The sequence below is a fragment of the Terrabacter sp. 2YAF2 genome (assembly GCF_052114705.1).
Lineage (GTDB): Bacteria > Actinomycetota > Actinomycetes > Actinomycetales > Dermatophilaceae > Terrabacter.
The window spans coordinates 15,788-31,620 of record NZ_JBFRFG010000022.1 but is presented as its reverse complement, the minus strand read 5'-3'; the positions used below and the strand labels follow the sequence as shown (position 1 = coordinate 31,620).

The 15,833-nt window shown below is 71.8% G+C and carries 12 protein-coding genes; 5 read left to right on the top strand and 7 right to left on the bottom strand.

Translation table 11 applies throughout. The annotated features are described in order from the left end of the window. Positions 1 to 91: 91 nt before the first annotated feature. Positions 92 to 1,273: a phytanoyl-CoA dioxygenase family protein gene (locus AB4030_RS19220; protein ID WP_442280817.1), complete on the top strand. Its 1,182-nt coding sequence runs from the start codon at positions 92 to 94 to the stop codon at positions 1,271 to 1,273. Between the two features lie 25 nt (positions 1,274 to 1,298). On the opposite strand, the gene AB4030_RS19215 is transcribed toward AB4030_RS19220, so the two are convergent. The 4 genes from AB4030_RS19215 to AB4030_RS19200 all read right to left on the bottom strand — a co-directional run bounded on the left by AB4030_RS19215 (position 1,299) and on the right by AB4030_RS19200 (position 5,112). Further along, positions 1,299 to 2,336, bottom strand: a complete 1,038-nt coding sequence (locus AB4030_RS19215; RefSeq protein ID WP_442280816.1) for a zinc-binding dehydrogenase — start codon at positions 2,334 to 2,336, stop codon at positions 1,299 to 1,301. A 99-nt stretch (positions 2,337 to 2,435) separates the two neighbouring features. Beyond that, the gene (locus AB4030_RS19210; protein ID WP_442280815.1) at positions 2,436 to 2,990 is read right to left on the bottom strand and encodes a carboxymuconolactone decarboxylase family protein; all 555 of its coding nucleotides are present in this window, start codon (positions 2,988 to 2,990) and stop codon (positions 2,436 to 2,438) included. 77 nt (positions 2,991 to 3,067) lie between these two features. Further along, entirely contained in the window at positions 3,068 to 4,276 is a 1,209-nt protein-coding gene (gene serA / locus AB4030_RS19205) for a phosphoglycerate dehydrogenase (protein ID WP_442280814.1), read from the bottom strand. Beyond that, on the bottom strand, positions 4,273 to 5,112 hold the full coding sequence (locus AB4030_RS19200) for a GntR family transcriptional regulator (protein WP_442280813.1): 840 nt from the start codon (positions 5,110 to 5,112) through the stop codon (positions 4,273 to 4,275). Before AB4030_RS19200 ends, serA begins: the two co-directional genes overlap by 4 nt. Between AB4030_RS19200 and AB4030_RS19195 the strand changes: the two genes are divergently transcribed. Next, positions 5,111 to 7,930 carry an FAD-binding and (Fe-S)-binding domain-containing protein gene (locus tag AB4030_RS19195; RefSeq protein WP_442280812.1) on the top strand — a complete coding sequence of 940 codons (2,820 nt, stop codon included), beginning with the start codon at positions 5,111 to 5,113 and terminating at the stop codon, positions 7,928 to 7,930. The genes AB4030_RS19200 and AB4030_RS19195 overlap by 2 nt on opposite strands. Before the next feature lie 280 nt (positions 7,931 to 8,210). Here AB4030_RS19195 and AB4030_RS19190 read toward each other — a convergent pair whose 3' ends face one another. Continuing rightward, positions 8,211 to 9,407, bottom strand: a complete 1,197-nt coding sequence (locus AB4030_RS19190) for a thiolase family protein (RefSeq protein ID WP_442280811.1) — start codon at positions 9,405 to 9,407, stop codon at positions 8,211 to 8,213. Positions 9,408 to 9,433: 26 nt separating this feature from the next. Further along, positions 9,434 to 9,910 carry a CoA-binding protein gene (locus tag AB4030_RS19185; protein ID WP_442280810.1) on the bottom strand — a complete coding sequence of 159 codons (477 nt, stop codon included), beginning with the start codon at positions 9,908 to 9,910 and terminating at the stop codon, positions 9,434 to 9,436. Between the two features lie 286 nt (positions 9,911 to 10,196). Between AB4030_RS19185 and AB4030_RS19180 the strand changes: the two genes are divergently transcribed. Continuing rightward, positions 10,197 to 11,861: a fatty acid--CoA ligase gene (locus AB4030_RS19180; RefSeq protein WP_442280809.1), complete on the top strand. Its 1,665-nt coding sequence runs from the start codon at positions 10,197 to 10,199 to the stop codon at positions 11,859 to 11,861. A gap of 44 nt (positions 11,862 to 11,905) precedes the next feature. Here the strand turns inward: AB4030_RS19180 and AB4030_RS19175 are convergent, their stop codons facing one another. Further along, entirely contained in the window at positions 11,906 to 12,589 is a 684-nt protein-coding gene (locus AB4030_RS19175) for a GIN domain-containing protein (RefSeq protein WP_442280808.1), read from the bottom strand. Between the two features lie 255 nt (positions 12,590 to 12,844). On the opposite strand from AB4030_RS19175, the gene AB4030_RS19170 reads away from it, so the two are divergent. Together AB4030_RS19170 and AB4030_RS19165 are read left to right on the top strand one after the other, a co-directional pair. Further along, the gene (locus AB4030_RS19170) at positions 12,845 to 13,291 is read left to right on the top strand and encodes a DUF6325 family protein (RefSeq protein WP_442280807.1); all 447 of its coding nucleotides are present in this window, start codon (positions 12,845 to 12,847) and stop codon (positions 13,289 to 13,291) included. A gap of 148 nt (positions 13,292 to 13,439) precedes the next feature. Further along, on the top strand, positions 13,440 to 15,833 hold the full coding sequence (locus AB4030_RS19165) for a lysylphosphatidylglycerol synthase domain-containing protein (RefSeq protein ID WP_442280806.1): 2,394 nt from the start codon (positions 13,440 to 13,442) through the stop codon (positions 15,831 to 15,833).

Sequence of the window (15,833 nt, the reverse complement as noted above, 5' to 3'; positions counted from 1 at the left end):
CATCCTTGGTGGGTCAGGACGCGCGGCCCGCCTTCCTGGCGCCGTCGCTCACGGCTGTCGCCGTGACCGCCCACCTGCCTGAGGAGGCACCATGACGACCACGGCCACCAGCTCGTCGCCGAGCTGGATCCGACCGGAGGATGCCCGGCTCTCGGACCTGCTGGAGGTGCTCGCCGCGCGCACCGACCTGGCCGACTACCCGCATGCGACCCGCGTCGAGCAGGAGGTGCTCGTCTACGACTGGGCCACGCTGCGGCATACGGCAGCAGACGACGCCTCCCGTCGCGACGTGCAGGCGGAGCTGGCCCGGGCGCTCTCGGACGGCCCCGGGATCGTCGTGCTGGCAGGCGCTTTCGACGCCGAGCCCCTGGACCGCGCCACCGCGGCCTTCGAGCGGATGATCGCCGCGCAGCACGCCAGCGGTGCCGCGGCCGGCGACCACTTCGCCAAGCCGGGCGCCAACGACCGCATCTGGAACGCCCTCGAGAAGCTCGCCGTCGCCGACCCCGAGGCGTTCGTCGACTACTACGCCAACGACGCCGTCGCACTCGCAGCCCAGGCCTGGCTCGGGCCCGGCTACCAGGTCACCTCGCAGCTCAACGTCGTCAACCCCGGAGGCGCCGGCCAGACGGTCCACCGCGACTACCACCTCGGCTTCCAGTCCGCGCAGACGTGCGCGGCCTACCCGGCGCACGTGCACGCCCTCTCGCAGGTGCTGACCCTGCAGGGCGCGGTGGCCCACGTCGACATGCCGGTGGAGTCCGGCCCGACGCTCTACCTGCCCCACAGCCAGAAGTACGCCCATGGCTACGTCGCCTACCAGCAGCCGCAGTTCCAGGACTACTTCGTCGCCCACCACGTGCAGCTGCCCCTGTCGGCCGGCGACGCCGTCTTCTTCAACCCGGCGCTCTTCCACGCCGCCGGCACCAACCACACGACCGACGTGCGACGCATGGCGAACCTGCTGCAGGTCAGCTCGGCGTTCGGGCGCGCCATGGAGACCGTCGACCGGGCGCGGGTCGTGCAGGCGGTCTACCCGGCTCTGCGAGCAGCCCGTGACTCGGGTATGCCGCGTCGCGAGGTCGAGAACGTCGTCGCCGCCAGCGCCGAGGGCTACGCCTTCCCGACGAACCTCGACCGCGACCAGCCCATCGACGGGATGTCGCCGCAGACCCAGGCGCACCTCGTCATCGAGGGGCTCGACGCCGACCTCCCGGCGGAGGACCTGGACCGCCGGATCCAGGCGCAGCTGACGGGCCGCGACAGCCACTGAGACGGGGGCGTTCCCGCGCGGGCCGTCAGCGGCTCGGGTCCACGATGGTCATGCCCGCGACGGGTGAGTGGTCGAACCGCGGGAGCAGAGCGGCTGCCTCGTCGAGGCCGATGGTCCGTTCGACCAGCCGCTGTGGTTGCAGCAGGCCCTGCTGGATGAGCTGCATCATGCCGGGATAGTCGGTGGCGGCCATCCCGTGGCTGCCGAGCAGGTCGAGCTCCCAGGCGATGACCCGGGCCATGGGCACGCGCGGGTGCCCGGCGACGGGCGGCAGCAGTCCGACCTGCACCTGTCGGCCTCGACGGCGCAGGCTGAGGATGGAGTCGGCACACGTCTGCTCGCTCCCGACGGCGTCCACGGCGACGTGGCTTCCGCCGTCGGTGAGTTCGGCGACAGCGGCCGGGATGTCGGAGCCATCGGCAAGCAGGGTGTGCTCGGCGCCGAGGGCCGTTGCGACAGCGAGGGGCTCGGGGTTGCGGTCCACCGCGACCACACGGGCCCCGAGCGCTCGGGCGATCATCACGACGCTGAGTCCGACGCCGCCCGAGCCGACGACGGTGACCCACTCGCCGTCCGTGACCCGCGCGCGGCCGACCAGGGCGCGGTAGGCCGTGGCGAACCGGCATCCGAGGCTGGCTGCCGTCGGGAAGTCGACCTCGTCCGGGACGGCCACCAGGTTGGTGTCCGCGGCGTGGAGCGCGACGTGCTCGGCGAAGGATCCCCAGTGGGTGAAGCCGGGCTGCTGCTGGGCGGGGCAGACCTGCGCCGCCCCCGCGAGACACCACTCGCAGCGACCGCAGCCACAGACGAACGGGACCGTCACCCGGTCGCCGACGGTCCAGGATTCGACCCCTTGGCCCACCTCGGAGACGACGCCTGCGAGCTCATGGCCGGGGACATGGGGGAAGGTGATGTCGTCGTGGCCGGCCCACGCGTGCCAGTCGCTGCGGCACATCCCGGTGGCCATGACCTGGACGACGACCCCGGATGGCGGGGCGGTCGGCCTGGGCACGTCCCGGACCTCCGGCTGGGCTCGAACGGCATCGATGACTACGGCACGCACCGTCTGAGGGTGTCACCACGTCGCCGTGACGCCATGGACAGGTCCGGCATCTGGCCAACGACCGGACCTCATGGAGCGCCCGTCCGCGGCGCTCTCGGGTCAGCCCACCCGGAAGACCCGCATCTGCAGGGCGAGGGTGGAGTAGTAGCCCACGATCGTGGAGATCTCGAAGACCGTCGGGGCGCCGACGAGCTCGGCATCCTCCTGCCACAGGGCATCGGACACGTCTCCTCGGGTCATGGCCCGGGCCAGGCGCGCGCAGGCCGCCTCGTGCCGGTCGGCCAGGTCGGGCACGTCGCCCGCTCGCAGGGCGTCGATCTCGCCCTCGTTGAGGCCGACCGCTCGCCCCACCGCCTCATGTGCCTCGAGCTCGAAGGCGCTGTCCCACGCCGTGGCCACCGTGAGGATGGCGATCTCCCGGGAGCGGGCCGAGAGGGTGCCGTCGTAGCGGAGGGCGGCCCCGACGCCCTGGAGGGCCGCACCGAGGCCTGGGCTCAGGAGGAAGGCGTTGAACGGGCCGTTGAGCCCCCCGTCCTCGCGGGTCAGCGCGAAGTGCTGCGGACCGGTGGCACGGGGGCCCTGGGTGATGGCGTCATAGAGGCGCCGCGCCTCGGGGCCGAGTCGGGAGGGCGGCAGGGGCTCGAGCCGGCTCACGTGCGGGCCAGGACCCTCGCGGTCCGTGCGTCCACCCGCGTCGTCGGCTCGGCCCGCCTCTCCAGGCTCCCCGCTCGTCACTGTGGCTCGCTGTCCCACGCCTCCAGGTGAACCGCCTCGGCGACGTGCCGGAGCGAGGCGAGGGTCTCGGTGGCGACGGGCACGTCCGTGTCGGTCACGACGTAGCCGTGCTCGCCGCGGGTCGCCAGGGACTGCCCGACGACATTGGCGCCGGCCTCGGCCAGGGTGCGGTTGATGGACGCGAGCACCCCTGGCACGTTGCGGTGCAGCAGGGCCATGCGGAAAGCCCCGTCACGGGGCGCGGGCGCGACTTCGGGGAAGTTGACCGACAGCGAGGTGGCGCCGGTCGTCACGTAGCCGCTGAGCTTCGTCGCCACGAACGTTCCGATCTCCTCCTGCGCCTCCTCGGTCGACCCGCCCACATGTGGGGTGAGGATCACGTTGTCGAGACCCCGCAGCGGGGACTCGAAGAGGTCGCCCTGGGCCTTCGGCTCGACGGGGAAGACGTCGATCGCCGCACCGGACAGGTGCCCGCTCAGGATGTGCTCGCGCAGCGCCTGGTCGTCCACGACCATCCCGCGGGAGGCGTTGATGAACACCGATCCGGGCCTCATCTTGCCGAACTGCTCGGGCCCGAACAGACCCGCGTTCCCGGGCCGGCCGTCGACGTGGATGCTGACGACGTCGGACTCCTCGAGCAGCTCGTCGAGCGACCCCATGCGGCGAGCGTTGCCGTGCGCGAGACGGTCCGCGGTGTCGAAGAAGACGACACGCATGCCGATGGCCTCGGCCACGTTGGACAGCTGGGTCCCGATGTTGCCGTAGCCCACGATCCCCAGCGTGCGACCGCGCGTCTCGTAGCTGCCCTTGGCCGACTTGTCCCAGATCCCGTCATGCATCCGCTGCGTCTTCTCCGGGAGGCGACGGGCCAGCGCGAGCACCTCGCCGAGAACCAGCTCGACGACGCTGCGCGTGTTGGAGAACGGGGCGTTGAAGACAGCCACGCCGCGCTCCGTCGCGTGAGTCAGGTCGACCTGGTTCGTGCCGATGCAGAAGCAGCCGACGGCACGCAGGTCGGAGGCGGCATCCAGGACGGCCGGCGTCACCTTGGTGTTCGACCGGATCCCCAGCACGGACACCCCACGCAAGGCCTCCACCAGCTCGGCCTCGCTCAACGATCCCGAACGGAGCTCGACCTCGAAGCCGTTGCGGCGGAACGTCTCCGCCGCGACGGTGTGGATGTTCTCGAGCAGCAGTACCTTCACGCGTGTCTCCCTAGAGGACTTCTCGGTCCGTCGGCCGGAAGGCCGAGCTGGTGGTGGTGTGGGTTCTCAGGCTGCCCCATCCCGCGGTCGGACCGCGATCCGGGGCGTCCCGTGAGACGACCCGGGGTCTCGAGCGGGGTGTCCTGGGCGATCTCGAGCGGGGCTCGGTGCAGCGTGCGCGCCAGCAGCCGGCCGGTGTGCTCGAGGTGGCGGCGCATGGCTCGCTCGGCGCCGGCGCCGTCGCGGCGGAGGATCGCGGTGACGATCGGCTCGTGCTCGGCGCAGATCTGGTGCAGGGTCCGTCCTGCGGTCGTGGTGGGCGACCCGAGCAGTGCGGTCGTGGCTCGGAGCCGGTCGATGACCGCGGCCGCCCGCCGGTTGCCTCCGGCCCGCATGAGGCGATCGTGCACGTCGTGGTCAGCGACCCAGAAGGTCGCCTCGTCGCCAACCGCTGCGCCCATCGCCTCGAAGGCGGCCCGGATCGCGGCGTGCTCCCCGTCGGTGGCTTGCTCGGCGGCGCGGCGGGCGGCGGCCGGCTCGAGGGCGAGGCGGATGTCGATGATCTCCTCGATGTCGCGGGCCTGCGGGATGACGACCCGGAACCCGCGGTTGCGGTTGATCTGCACGAGCCCGGCCTCTGCCAGCCGCACCAGGGCCTCCCGCACCGGGCTGCGGGAGACGTCGAGCAGGTCGGCCAACTGGTAGACGGAGTACGTCTCGTCCGGGACCAGCTCACCGGCGGTGATGCCCGCGCGGACGGCGTCGACGACCGCGTCGGCGAGCGAAGGTGCGCCGTGGGGGAGCGACAGCCGGACCATGAGTAACATGTTACCCATGATCGAGGTCTCCGCTGACGTGGTGCGTGCGCTGGAGCGAGTCGGGCTCGAGGTCCGTGCCGACGCGGGGACCCGCAGCATGTATGCGTCCGACGCGTCGCTCTACCGGATCCCACCGCTTGCCGTCGTGCGGCCGCGCGACGTGGACGACGTCGCCGCGACGCTGGCCGTCGCGCGCGATACCGGGGTCCCGGTCACCTCGCGTGGCGCGGGCACGTCGGTGGCAGGCAATGCCGTCGGCCGCGGTGTGGTGCTGGACTTCTCCCGCCACCTGAACCGGGTCCTGTCGGTGGACCCGGAGGCACGCACCGCCGTCGTCGAGCCGGGAACGGTGCACGCCGTCCTCCAGCGGGCGGTCGCGCCACACGGCATACGCTTCGGCCCCGACCCGTCGACGCACCCGCGGTGCACGATCGGCGGGATGATCGGCAACAACGCGTGCGGGTCACGATCGCTCGCGTACGGCCGCACCTCCGACAACGTGGCCGGCCTCGAGCTGCTCACCGCGGCCGGCCAGACGCTGGCCACCGGCTACGACGCGTCAGGCGCGCCCTACGCCCGGGGGGCAGACGACGTGCTCGCCGGGGTCCGCTCGGTGATGTCCCGGCACCTGTCGACAGGGCGCACCGAGTTCGACCGGTTCGGCCGGCAGGTCTCGGGCTACGCGGCGCACCACCTGCTGCCCGAGCGGTTCGACCTCACCCAGGCACTCGTGGGGTCAGAGGGGACCCTGGGGGTCATCACCCAGGCGAGCGTCAAGCTCGTCGTCGACGCACCGGTCCGCGTCGTCGTCGTCCTCGGCTTCCACGACATCGTCGCGGCCGGACAGGCCGCCCCCGCCGTCGTGGCGCACGGGCCGACGTCCTGCGAGGGCCTGGACTCCCGGCTCATCGACGTGCTCCGTGCTCGCCGCGGACCCGACGCGATCCCGACCCTCCCGCGCGGACGCGCCTGGCTGTTCGTCGAGTTCGCCGGCGACGAGCTCGGCGAGGTCGCCGCACGCGGCCGACGCCTGGTGGCGGAGGGGCTCGCGGACGACGCCGTTGTCGTCGTCGACCCTCTAGTGCAGGCGCGCCTCTGGCGCATCCGCGAGGACGGCGCCGGGCTCGCCGGACGGGCCCCGTCGGGCAAGCCGGCCTGGCCGGGATGGGAGGACGCGGCCGTGCCGCCCGCTCGCCTCGGCGAGTACCTCGCAGCCTTCGACGAGCTCGTCAGCTCCTACGGCATGACCTCCGCGCCCTTCGGCCACTTCGGCGACGGGTGCATGCACGTGCGGCTCGACCTGCCCCTGGACCAGCCCGACGGCACGAAGGTCATGCGTGAGTTCCTCACCGAATCGGCCCGGCTCGTGGGCGGATTCGGCGGATCGCTGTCCGGCGAGCACGGCGACGGTCGAGCCCGGTCAGAGCTGTTGCCCCACATGTACTCCGCCGACGCGATCGCCCTGTTCGGCGGGATCAAGCACGCCTTCGACCCGGAGAACCTGCTCAACCCCGGGGTGCTGGTGGACCCCGATCCCGTGGACCAGGACGTGCGACCGACCGGTCACTTTCCGGTCCGGAACTTGGCGATGGCCTACCCGCACGACGACGGGGACCTCGCCCAGGCCGTCCACCGGTGCACCGGCGTCGGCAAGTGCCGGGCGGACAACTCGGCGGCCGGCGGCGTCATGTGCCCCTCGTATCTCGCGACCCGGGAGGAGAAGGACTCCACCCGGGGCCGCGCCCGCGTGCTGCAGGACGTCGTCCGTGGCGAGCTGCCCTGGTCGCACCCGTCGGTGCACGACGCGATGGACCTCTGCCTGTCGTGCAAGGGATGCGCGTCGGACTGCCCCACCGGCATCGACATGGCCACCTACAAGTCCGAGGTGCTGCACCAGACCTATCGACGCCGGCTCCGCCCGCGCTCTCACTACTCGCTCGGGAAGCTGCCGATGTGGTCGCGACTGGCAGGCCGTATGCCGCGCCTGGCCAACCGGGCGCTCACGGTGCCCCTTGTCGGCCCGGCAGCACTGTGGCTCGCCGGCGTCGACCGGCGCCGCTCCATCCCGCTGTTCCCGAGGCGTCCGTTCCGCCGGACCTTCACGCCGCGGCCGTCGGACCTGAAGCCGGTGGTGCTGTTCGCCGACTCGTTCACCGACGCGTTCTCGCCCGAGGTCGCCGAGGCGACGGTCCGGGTGCTGCGCGACGCGGGGTACGAGCCGCGGCTCCCGAGCGGCTCGGTGTGCTGCGGTCTCACGTGGATCACGACCGGCCAGCTGGACTCCGCGAAGAGCATCCTGCGCCGCACCGTGTCTGCGCTCGCCGCCGACGCGCGCGCCGGCGTGCCCATCGTCGGGATCGAGCCGTCCTGCACCGCGGTGCTGCGCTCCGACGTCCACGAGCTGCTGCCCGGCGACGAGGACGCTGCCCTGGTCTCGTCACAGGTCCGTACCCTCGCGGAGCTGCTTGCCGAGACGCCCGGCTGGACGGGCCCAGACCTGACCGGCACGCAGGTCATCGCCCAGCCCCACTGTCATCACCACGCCGTCCTCGGGTGGAAGTCGGACGCCGACCTCCTCGCGGACACCGGGGCGACGGTGCAGACGCTGGCCGGCTGCTGCGGGCTCGCCGGCAACTTCGGCGTCGAGATCGGTCACTACGACGTCTCCGTGGCCGTCGCGGGCCAGAACCTGCTTCCCGCGATCGACGCCGCACCGGATGCGGTGGTGCTCGCCGACGGGTTCTCCTGCCGCACCCAGATCGCCGATCTGCGGGACCGGCGCGGGGTGCACCTCGCGCAGCTGCTCGACCCTCGGGCCACCGATGCCCCGCGGTGACGTCGCCTAGGCGCGGCAAGACGATGCCGGCCGACCTGACGCCCGAGGAGCTCGCCGAGCTCTACAGCGACGCCCGGCGGCAAGGGCGGCCGGTCGAGCGCCCCGACCTCGCCGCCGTCGAGAAGGACCTCGCGGGCGCGCGCCGTGGTGGTTTCGCCATCAACAACGACCGCACCGAGACCGGCGTCACCGCGATCGGGCGCGGCGCTCGCGCTCGCTGCCAGGGACATCGAGCGCGACCTGGAGCACGCGCTGCGCCCCGACGTGTGAGACCCAGATATCAGGGCGCCTCAGTGTTCTCGAGGACGACGGCGAGGCCCTGGCCGACGCCGATGCAGATGGCGGCGACGCCCCACCGCTCGTTGCGCTCGCGGAGGACCTTGGCCAGCGTCCCGACGATGCGGCCACCCGAGGCACCGAGCGGGTGGCCGATGGCGATGGCGCCGCCGCGGGTGTTGACGATGTCGGGGTCGACCTTCCACGCGTCGAGGCAGGCCAGCGACTGGACGGCGAACGCCTCGTTGAGCTCGACAGAGCCGACGGCGTCCCAGCCGATGCCCGCGCGCCGGAGCGCGAGGTTGGCGGCCTCGACGGGCGCGTAGCCGAAGTCCTGCGGTGCGAGGGCGTATGCCGCCCGGCCGGCGATGCGCGCCAGCGGGCTCTCGCCGATGGCCTCGGCCGCGGCTTCGGACCCGAGGAGGACGGCGGAGGCGCCGTCGCTCAGCGGCGAGGCGTTGCCCGCGGTGATGGTGCCGTCGGGGCGGAAGGCGGGCTGGAGGGCGGCGAGCTTCTCGGTCGAGCTGCCGGGCCGGATACCCTCGTCCCTCGTCAGCGGCTCGGCGCCGCGGGGGGCGGGCAGGGGCACGACGAGGTCGTCGTAGAAGCCGTCGTCCCAGGCCTGGTGCGCGAGCCGGTGCGACCGCGCGGCGAACTCGTCCTGCCGCTCGCGCGAGATGCCGAACTTCTGCTGGAGCCGCTCGTTGGCCTCGCCGAGGGAGACCGTCCACTCCGGGTTCATCCGGGGGTTGACCAGGCGCCAGCCGAGTGTCGTCGAGACGGCGGTGACGTCGCCGGCGGGGAAGGCCCTGGCCTGCTTGGGCAGCACCCAGGGCGCCCGTGTCATCGACTCGACCCCACCGGTGAGCACGATGTCGGCGTCACCGGTCTCGATGGCGCGCGAGCCGACGTGCACGGCGTCCAGGCTCGACCCGCAGAGGCGGTTGACGGTCGTGGCCGGCACGCTGACCGGCAGCCCGGCCAGCAGCGCGGCCATGCGCCCGACGTTGCGGTTCTCCTCGCCGGCGCCGTTCGCGTTGCCCCACACGACGTCGTCGACACGGGCCGGGTCGAGCCCGGGCGTGCGGGCCAGGAGGGAGGAGATCGCGTGCGCCGCGAGGTCGTCGGGGCGGACCCCGGAGAGGCTGCCGTTGAACTTGCCGAACGGGGTTCGGGCTGCCGCATAGACGAAGGAACTCACGCGACGAGCCTATGCGGGAGAGCGGATCAGACCTGCCGCGGCACGTTGCCGTTGAGGCTGAACATCCACCGCATCACCGTGTGACTGGCGTCAGACGTCGGCTTGAACATCAGCGGACAGCCGCCGGCAATGACCGTGATTCCGTGCGCTCGCCCCCACTCCGCGGCATCCTCGGAGACACTGCCGCTACCTGGGCCGCGGTGCATCCACACCTGCTTGATGCCGAGTCCGGCGCACTCTTCGAGCGTTGCCTGGGCACGCTCGGGACGCGTGCCGATGACGACCGCCTGCACGCCTCCCGGGATGGCGGTGAGGTTCGGATAGGCCGGATCGCCCTCGACCTGCTCCGTGTTCGGGTTGACCGCGAACACCTCGTAGCCGCGGTCGCGCAGTCGTCGGTAGACGGCATTGCTGCCGTGGGCTCCGGCATCGCGTGACACGCCCGTGACGGCGACCCGGCGCTGACTGAGGAAGTCGGTTGCGGCGTCCTTGATCGGTTGCATCTCGGTCCCCTCGTCGGACGGCTGGCTGATCGCACCCCTTCTCGACGATCCACCATGCTCCCCGGCGGCGGGATCGCACAGGGTCGAAGGTCCTCCAGGTGGCCCTCGGTCTGCTCACGGTCTTCGTCTCGTTGCGCGTCCTCGACGTGTTTCCAGCGGCACTTCAATGCTTGTGGTGTCCACGGTCCTCTGCCGCGCCACCGGGGCCCGCGGATCCGCGGACGGGGTCGCCCGGACCGCGTCCGAACCGGATGCGGCCCAAGCGCACTGGTGGCAGTCTCAGGACATGAAGAGCACCATGCAGTCGGCCCCCCTGCTCATCTCCTCGCTCCTGCGGTTCGGCACCACGATGCACGGCGACAGCGAGGTCGTCACGTGGACTCCCGATGGCGCCCGGCGGACCAGCTACCGCGAGCTCGGTCGACAGGCGGCCCAGCTCGCCCACGCCCTCCGCGGCCTCGGCGTCACTGGGGACCAGCGGGTCGGCACGTTCATGTGGAACAACGCCGAGCACCTGATGGCCTACCTCGCGGTGCCCTCGATGGGGGCGGTGTTGCACGCCCTCAACATCCGTCTCTTCCCCGAGCAGCTCGTCTATGTCGCGCGGCACGGTGGCAGCCAGGTCGTCCTCGTCGACAACACCCTGGCCGAGGCCTTCGGCCGGCTGCTGCCGCACCTTCCGGAGGTCAGGCACGTCATCCTGAACGGGCCCGTCGACGAGGCGACGAGCAGCGCACTCGCGGAGCACACGGAGGGCGTCCACGACCTCGCGACCCTCATCGCGGACCAGCCCACGAGCTTCGACTGGCCCGAGGACCTGTCCGAGGACGACGCCTCGTCGATGTGCTACACCTCCGGCACGACCGGCCACCCCAAGGGCGTCGTCTACTCGCACCGGAGCAACTACCTCCACGCGATGGGAGTCTCCGCGTCCCTGGGCATCACCCAGGCCGACCGGTTCCTCATCGTCGTGCCGCTCTTCCACGCGAACGCGTGGGGCTACCCCTACAGCGCGATGGTGACCGGGGCGACCCTCGTGATGCCCGACCGATACCTGCAGGCTGAGCCGCTCGCCACCATGATCGCCGCCGAACGGGTGACCGGTGGGGCCGGCGTGCCCACCATCTGGAACGACCTGCTCCACTACCTCGACGGCCACGAGACCGACGTGTCCACGTGCCGCATGCTCATGGTGGGCGGCTCAGCCGCACCACCGGCGTTGATCCGGGCCTTCGCCGACCGCCACGGGATCGACATCATCCACGGCTGGGGGATGACCGAGACGTCTCCGGTCGCGTCGCTGGCGCTCCCGCCGGCGCGTGTCGAGGCCGGTTCCGAGGAGTTCTGGCGCTACAAGGCCTCGCAGGGCCGCATCCTCTGCGGGGTCGAGGCGCGCCTCGTCGGCCCGGACGGCAGTGTGGTCGCCTCCAACGGAGAGAGCGTCGGCGAGGTCGAGGTGCGCGGCCCCTGGATCACCGGCGCCTACTACTCCAACGGGACCGAGCCGCAGACCGAGCTCGACGACATGGCAGCGAAGTTCGACGACGGCTGGCTCCGCACGGGCGACGTCGGCCGGCTCTCCGCCGACGGCTACCTCGAGCTCACCGACCGGGCCAAGGACGTCATCAAGTCGGGCGGGGAGTGGATCAGCTCGGTCGACCTCGAGAACGCGATCATGGCGCACCCCGACGTGCTCGAGGCCTCGGTCGTCGGCGTGCCCGACGAGAAGTGGGGAGAGCGCCCACTCGCCTCCGTGGTGCTGAGGCCCGACGCGAGCGTCACGGTCGAGGGGCTGCGCGAGTTCCTCGAGGGCCGGGTGGCCCACTGGCAGGTGCCGGAGCGGTGGGCCGTCATCGACGAGGTGCCCAAGACGAGCGTGGGCAAGTTCGACAAGAAGGTGCTGCGCAGCCGGTATGCCGCGGGGGAGCTGGAGGTCCAGCACGCGGGCTGACGTCTCCGGGCCAGGGGTGTCCACCACCCTGACCACGGCTCCCCCTACGGGTTGCGCACGACGGCGCCGCCCGAGGTCTCGACCTGGGTGCTCGCCGGCCGGGTCGTCAGGGTGAGCACGACGCCACCCGAGGCCGAGCCCTTGAGGGACCCGCTCACGGCGACCGAGGCCACGACGCCACCGCTGAGGTCGACGGTGGCGTTCGTCGCGTGGAGCTCGCCCAGGTCGGGAAGCGCCCCGCCGCTGGCCGTGAGGTCGAGGTTGCCGGTCGAGCCGGAGACCGTGGTCCGGGCACCCCCGGACATCTGGATGGCCAGGTCCTTGGACGTCCCCACCGTGCCGGATGCGCTGGCACCGCCCGACAGCTCGATGCCGTCCAGGTGTGGCACGGTGACCTTCACGACGAGGCCCTGAGGAGTCACGTAGCCGCTGGTCGTGCCGAGGGTGAGGCGTGAGCCCGACACCTCGGCCGTGGTGATGGCGAGGATGTTCGGCTGCGCCGTGATGACGACGTGCTGCGGTCCCGTCGCCAGCTCGACCTGGATGCCACCACCCGCGCTCACCGCCGTGAACTCCGCCACGGTGCGCGTCTCGGACACGGGGTCGCCCGAGCCGACGACCATGCCACCGGGCGAGCCCCAGCTGCAGGCCGTCGCCAGAGCGGCGAGGCTCGCGGCGATCCCGAGAGCGCGCAGTCGCACGAACCGTGCTCTGGTCAGTGGGCCCATGGTTGCCTCCCCGACCCAGCGTGCGGGCGGCAGCGTCCGGAGGGCAGGGACCAAGGTCCCGCATCTCGGGGTCATCCCCTGCGGATGATGCCTCGCCTCCGCACCGCTCCTAGCGTTGTCGCCACCACAGCCGGTCGCGAAGGGGGCTGCGCCACGACGTGGTGGTCGTCCCGAGGACGGCCGTGAACGGGCCTCGGGTCTCGCGGTCCGGCATACGGAACGACATCTGGACGCACACGACAAGGAGAAAATGACATGACGGTCAACGTCGACGAGCTCGGTCCGGTGGATTGGCTCGTCGTGGAGTTCCCTGGCAGCAAGCTCAACGGCGAGGTGGCCCCCATCCTCAAGGACTACGTGGATCGCGACCTCATCCGGGTACTGGACCTGCTCTTCCTCAAGAAGGACGAGGACGGCAGCGTGGAGGCCTTCGAGGCATCCGACCTCGATGACAGCGAGATCGGCGAGCTCCGTTCATACGAAACGGAGTTGGCGATGTTGCTCAGTGAGCAGGACGTCGCCGACCTCATGGAGACGATCGAGCCGGGCAGCTCGGCGGCCGTCCTCGTGTGGGAGAACCTGTGGGCTGCACCCTTCGGCGCCGCCGTCAGGCACGCGGGGGGCCAGCTGGTGGCGTCTGGGCGCATCCCCATCCAGGCGATCGTCGCCGCCATGGAGTCCGACGAAGAGGAAGGATCCTGACATGCCACTCGCAGCCAGGCGCAGGAGAAGGACGGTGGCCGCCGTGGGCGGCGCCGTCGTCGTCGCGCACGGGATGCACCGTCGTGGTGACCGCCGGGAGGACCGGCGCGAAGACCGCCGCGACCGCCGCTGATCGGCGATGTCGGGCGTGGGGTGGCCTGTGGTCGCGGGCCGCCCCACGTTGCGCCGCTCCCACTACCTCGTCGCCGTCGACGACCTGCCGCGGGTCCGGCGGGCGAGCGACCTGACCTCCGTCGTCGTCGGCGCCCTGCTCGTCGGCTGGGCGGTCCGGGCTCACGGACAGGCCGGCGCGCAGGACTCCTCGACGGCCCCTGTCACGACGCTCCCGTCGTGGGTCGTCTCGCTGCTCCATCTCGTCAGCACAGGCGTCCTCGTCTACACGGTCGGCATGGTCGTCGTGCTCGCGACGTCCCACCGCGCAGCCGCACTGCGGGACGTCCTGGCAGCCGGCGCCATCGCGGCTCTGGGCACCATCGGGTGCATGGCGGCGTTCAGCCGGCTCTGGCCGACCCTCTTTCCGGAGTATGCCGCCGGGCCCGTGCTGCCGCAGTTCCCGGTCCTGCGTGTTGCCGCGGTGTCGGCGATGCTGCTGGCCGCCTCGCCGCACCTGACCAGACCGGTCCGCCGCCTGGGGTGGGTCCTCGTCGTGATGACCGGTGTGGCCGCGACGGTGCTGGGGTTCGGGCTGCCCAGTGGGTCGGTCGGCGCGCTCGGTATCGGCATGGTGAGCGCGGGCGTCATCCTGCTGGCGTTCGGCTCCCCTCGGGGTTATCCGGCCGTGGCGTCGGTGGCCGAGGCCATGAGGGACCTCGGCTTCACGCTGACGGATCTCAGGACCGACCCGGACCAGTCGTGGGGGGTGCGCCGGATGGTCGGCACCACGAGCGACGGTGTGCCGGTGGAGATCAAGGCCTTCGGTCGCGACGCCGCCGACTCGCAGCTCGCGGCGCGAGCGTGGCGGATGCTCGTCTACCGGGGCGAGGCCGGCGGGCTGACCGTCTCGCGGCTGCAGGCCGCGGAGCACGAAGCGCTCGTGACCCTGCTCGCCCACCGTGCCGGCGTGCCGGTGCCGGAGGTGCTGGCGGCCGCCAGCACCTCCGGCGAGGTCGCGATCCTGGCCACCCGCCGTCGTGGGACTCGGCTGGACCAGCTGGAGCCCGCCGACGTCGAGGCGTTGGCCGATCCCGAACTGGTCCGGCTGTGGCAGGACGTGGCGCGGCTGCACGACCTCGGTATCAGCCACGGCGCGCTGGACGTGCGTGCCGTCCGCCGCGACGAGGGCGGACTGGTCATCGTGGACTTCGCGGCGGGCTCGCTGCACCCCGACGAGCGCGAGAAGCGGCTCGACACGGCACGGCTGCTGTTCGGACTGGCGCAGCTCGTGGGGGTCGAGCGGGCCGTGACGACGGCGCGCCGGGCGGTCGGCGTCCAGCGGCTGGGTGCGTCGCTGCCGTATCTGCAGACCCCCGCTCTGGCGTCGCGCGAGCGGCGGCATCCGCGGAGCACGGCTCGGGACCTGAAGGAGCTGCGATCTCGCGTCGTGCAGGAGACCGGGGTCCCGGAGCCCGAGCCGGTCAGGCTCCGGCGCGTCGGTCCACGAGAGCTGGTGTTGCTGACCGTCCTGCTGCTCTTCGCCGGCGCCATGATCCCGGTGCTGGCCGGAGTGGACTACGCGCAGCTGTGGGTCGAGCTGCAGGACGCCATCTGGTGGGTCCTGGTCTGTGCCGTCGCCCTGGGCCAGGTGGCGTTCCTTCCCCAGGCGGCATCCATGATGTTCTCGGTCGGTCGTTCACTTCCCCTGCGCCCGGCGACCGTCCTGCAGAGTGCCATCGCGTTCATCTCGTTCGCCGTCCCCGGTGTGGCTGGGCGGGTGACGATGAACGCCGCCTTCCTGTGCAAGTACGGGGTGTCGCCCACGCTCGCCGTGACCCAGGGTGGCATCGACGGCCTGTCCGGCTTCATCGCCCAGCTGGCGATCCTCCTCGTCGCGTTCGGGACCGGCGCGGTGTCCGTGGACCTCTCGGCGACCTCTCTCGGTGAGGTGGACTGGCGCGCGGTGCTCGCGGTCGTGCTGCTCGTCCTCGCGGTCGTGATGGTCACGGTGTGGAGGCTGACGCGGCTGCGGGAACGCGTGTTGCCGGTGCTGACGTCCGCCTGGTCCGCCTTCGCCCGGCTGATGCGGTCACCGTCGCGAGCCATCGGTCTCTTCGGCAGCCAGTTGCTGATCCAGCTGATGTGGGGGCTCATCCTCTGGGCGGCTCTGTATGCCGTGGGGTCACCGCTCGGCCTGACGCCCTGTGTTGTCGTCGTCGTGGCGACCAGCCTGTTCCAGGGAGTCGTCCCCGTCCCGGGCGGCATCGGGGTCTCGGAGGCGCTCATGGTCGGGCTTCTCGTGCCGCTCGGAGCGGCCAGCGACGCAGCCATGGCGGCCACCGTCATCTGGCGCGTGGCCACCTTCTATCTCCCTGCAACGGAAGGCTTCTTCGCCTACCGATGGCTCGAGAAGCACGGGTACCTCTGA

Coding starts and splice junctions, on each gene's coding strand:
- AB4030_RS19220 (WP_442280817.1), top strand. CDS start 92: ATGACGACCACGGCCACCAGCTCGTCGCCGAGCTGGATCCGACCGGAG.
- AB4030_RS19195 (WP_442280812.1), top strand. CDS start 5,111: ATGATCGAGGTCTCCGCTGACGTGGTGCGTGCGCTGGAGCGAGTCGGG.
- AB4030_RS19200 (WP_442280813.1), bottom strand. CDS start 5,112: ATGGGTAACATGTTACTCATGGTCCGGCTGTCGCTCCCCCACGGCGCA.
- AB4030_RS19185 (WP_442280810.1), bottom strand. CDS start 9,910: ATGCAACCGATCAAGGACGCCGCAACCGACTTCCTCAGTCAGCGCCGG.
- AB4030_RS19180 (WP_442280809.1), top strand. CDS start 10,197: ATGAAGAGCACCATGCAGTCGGCCCCCCTGCTCATCTCCTCGCTCCTG.
- AB4030_RS19175 (WP_442280808.1), bottom strand. CDS start 12,589: ATGGGCCCACTGACCAGAGCACGGTTCGTGCGACTGCGCGCTCTCGGG.
- AB4030_RS19170 (WP_442280807.1), top strand. CDS start 12,845: ATGACGGTCAACGTCGACGAGCTCGGTCCGGTGGATTGGCTCGTCGTG.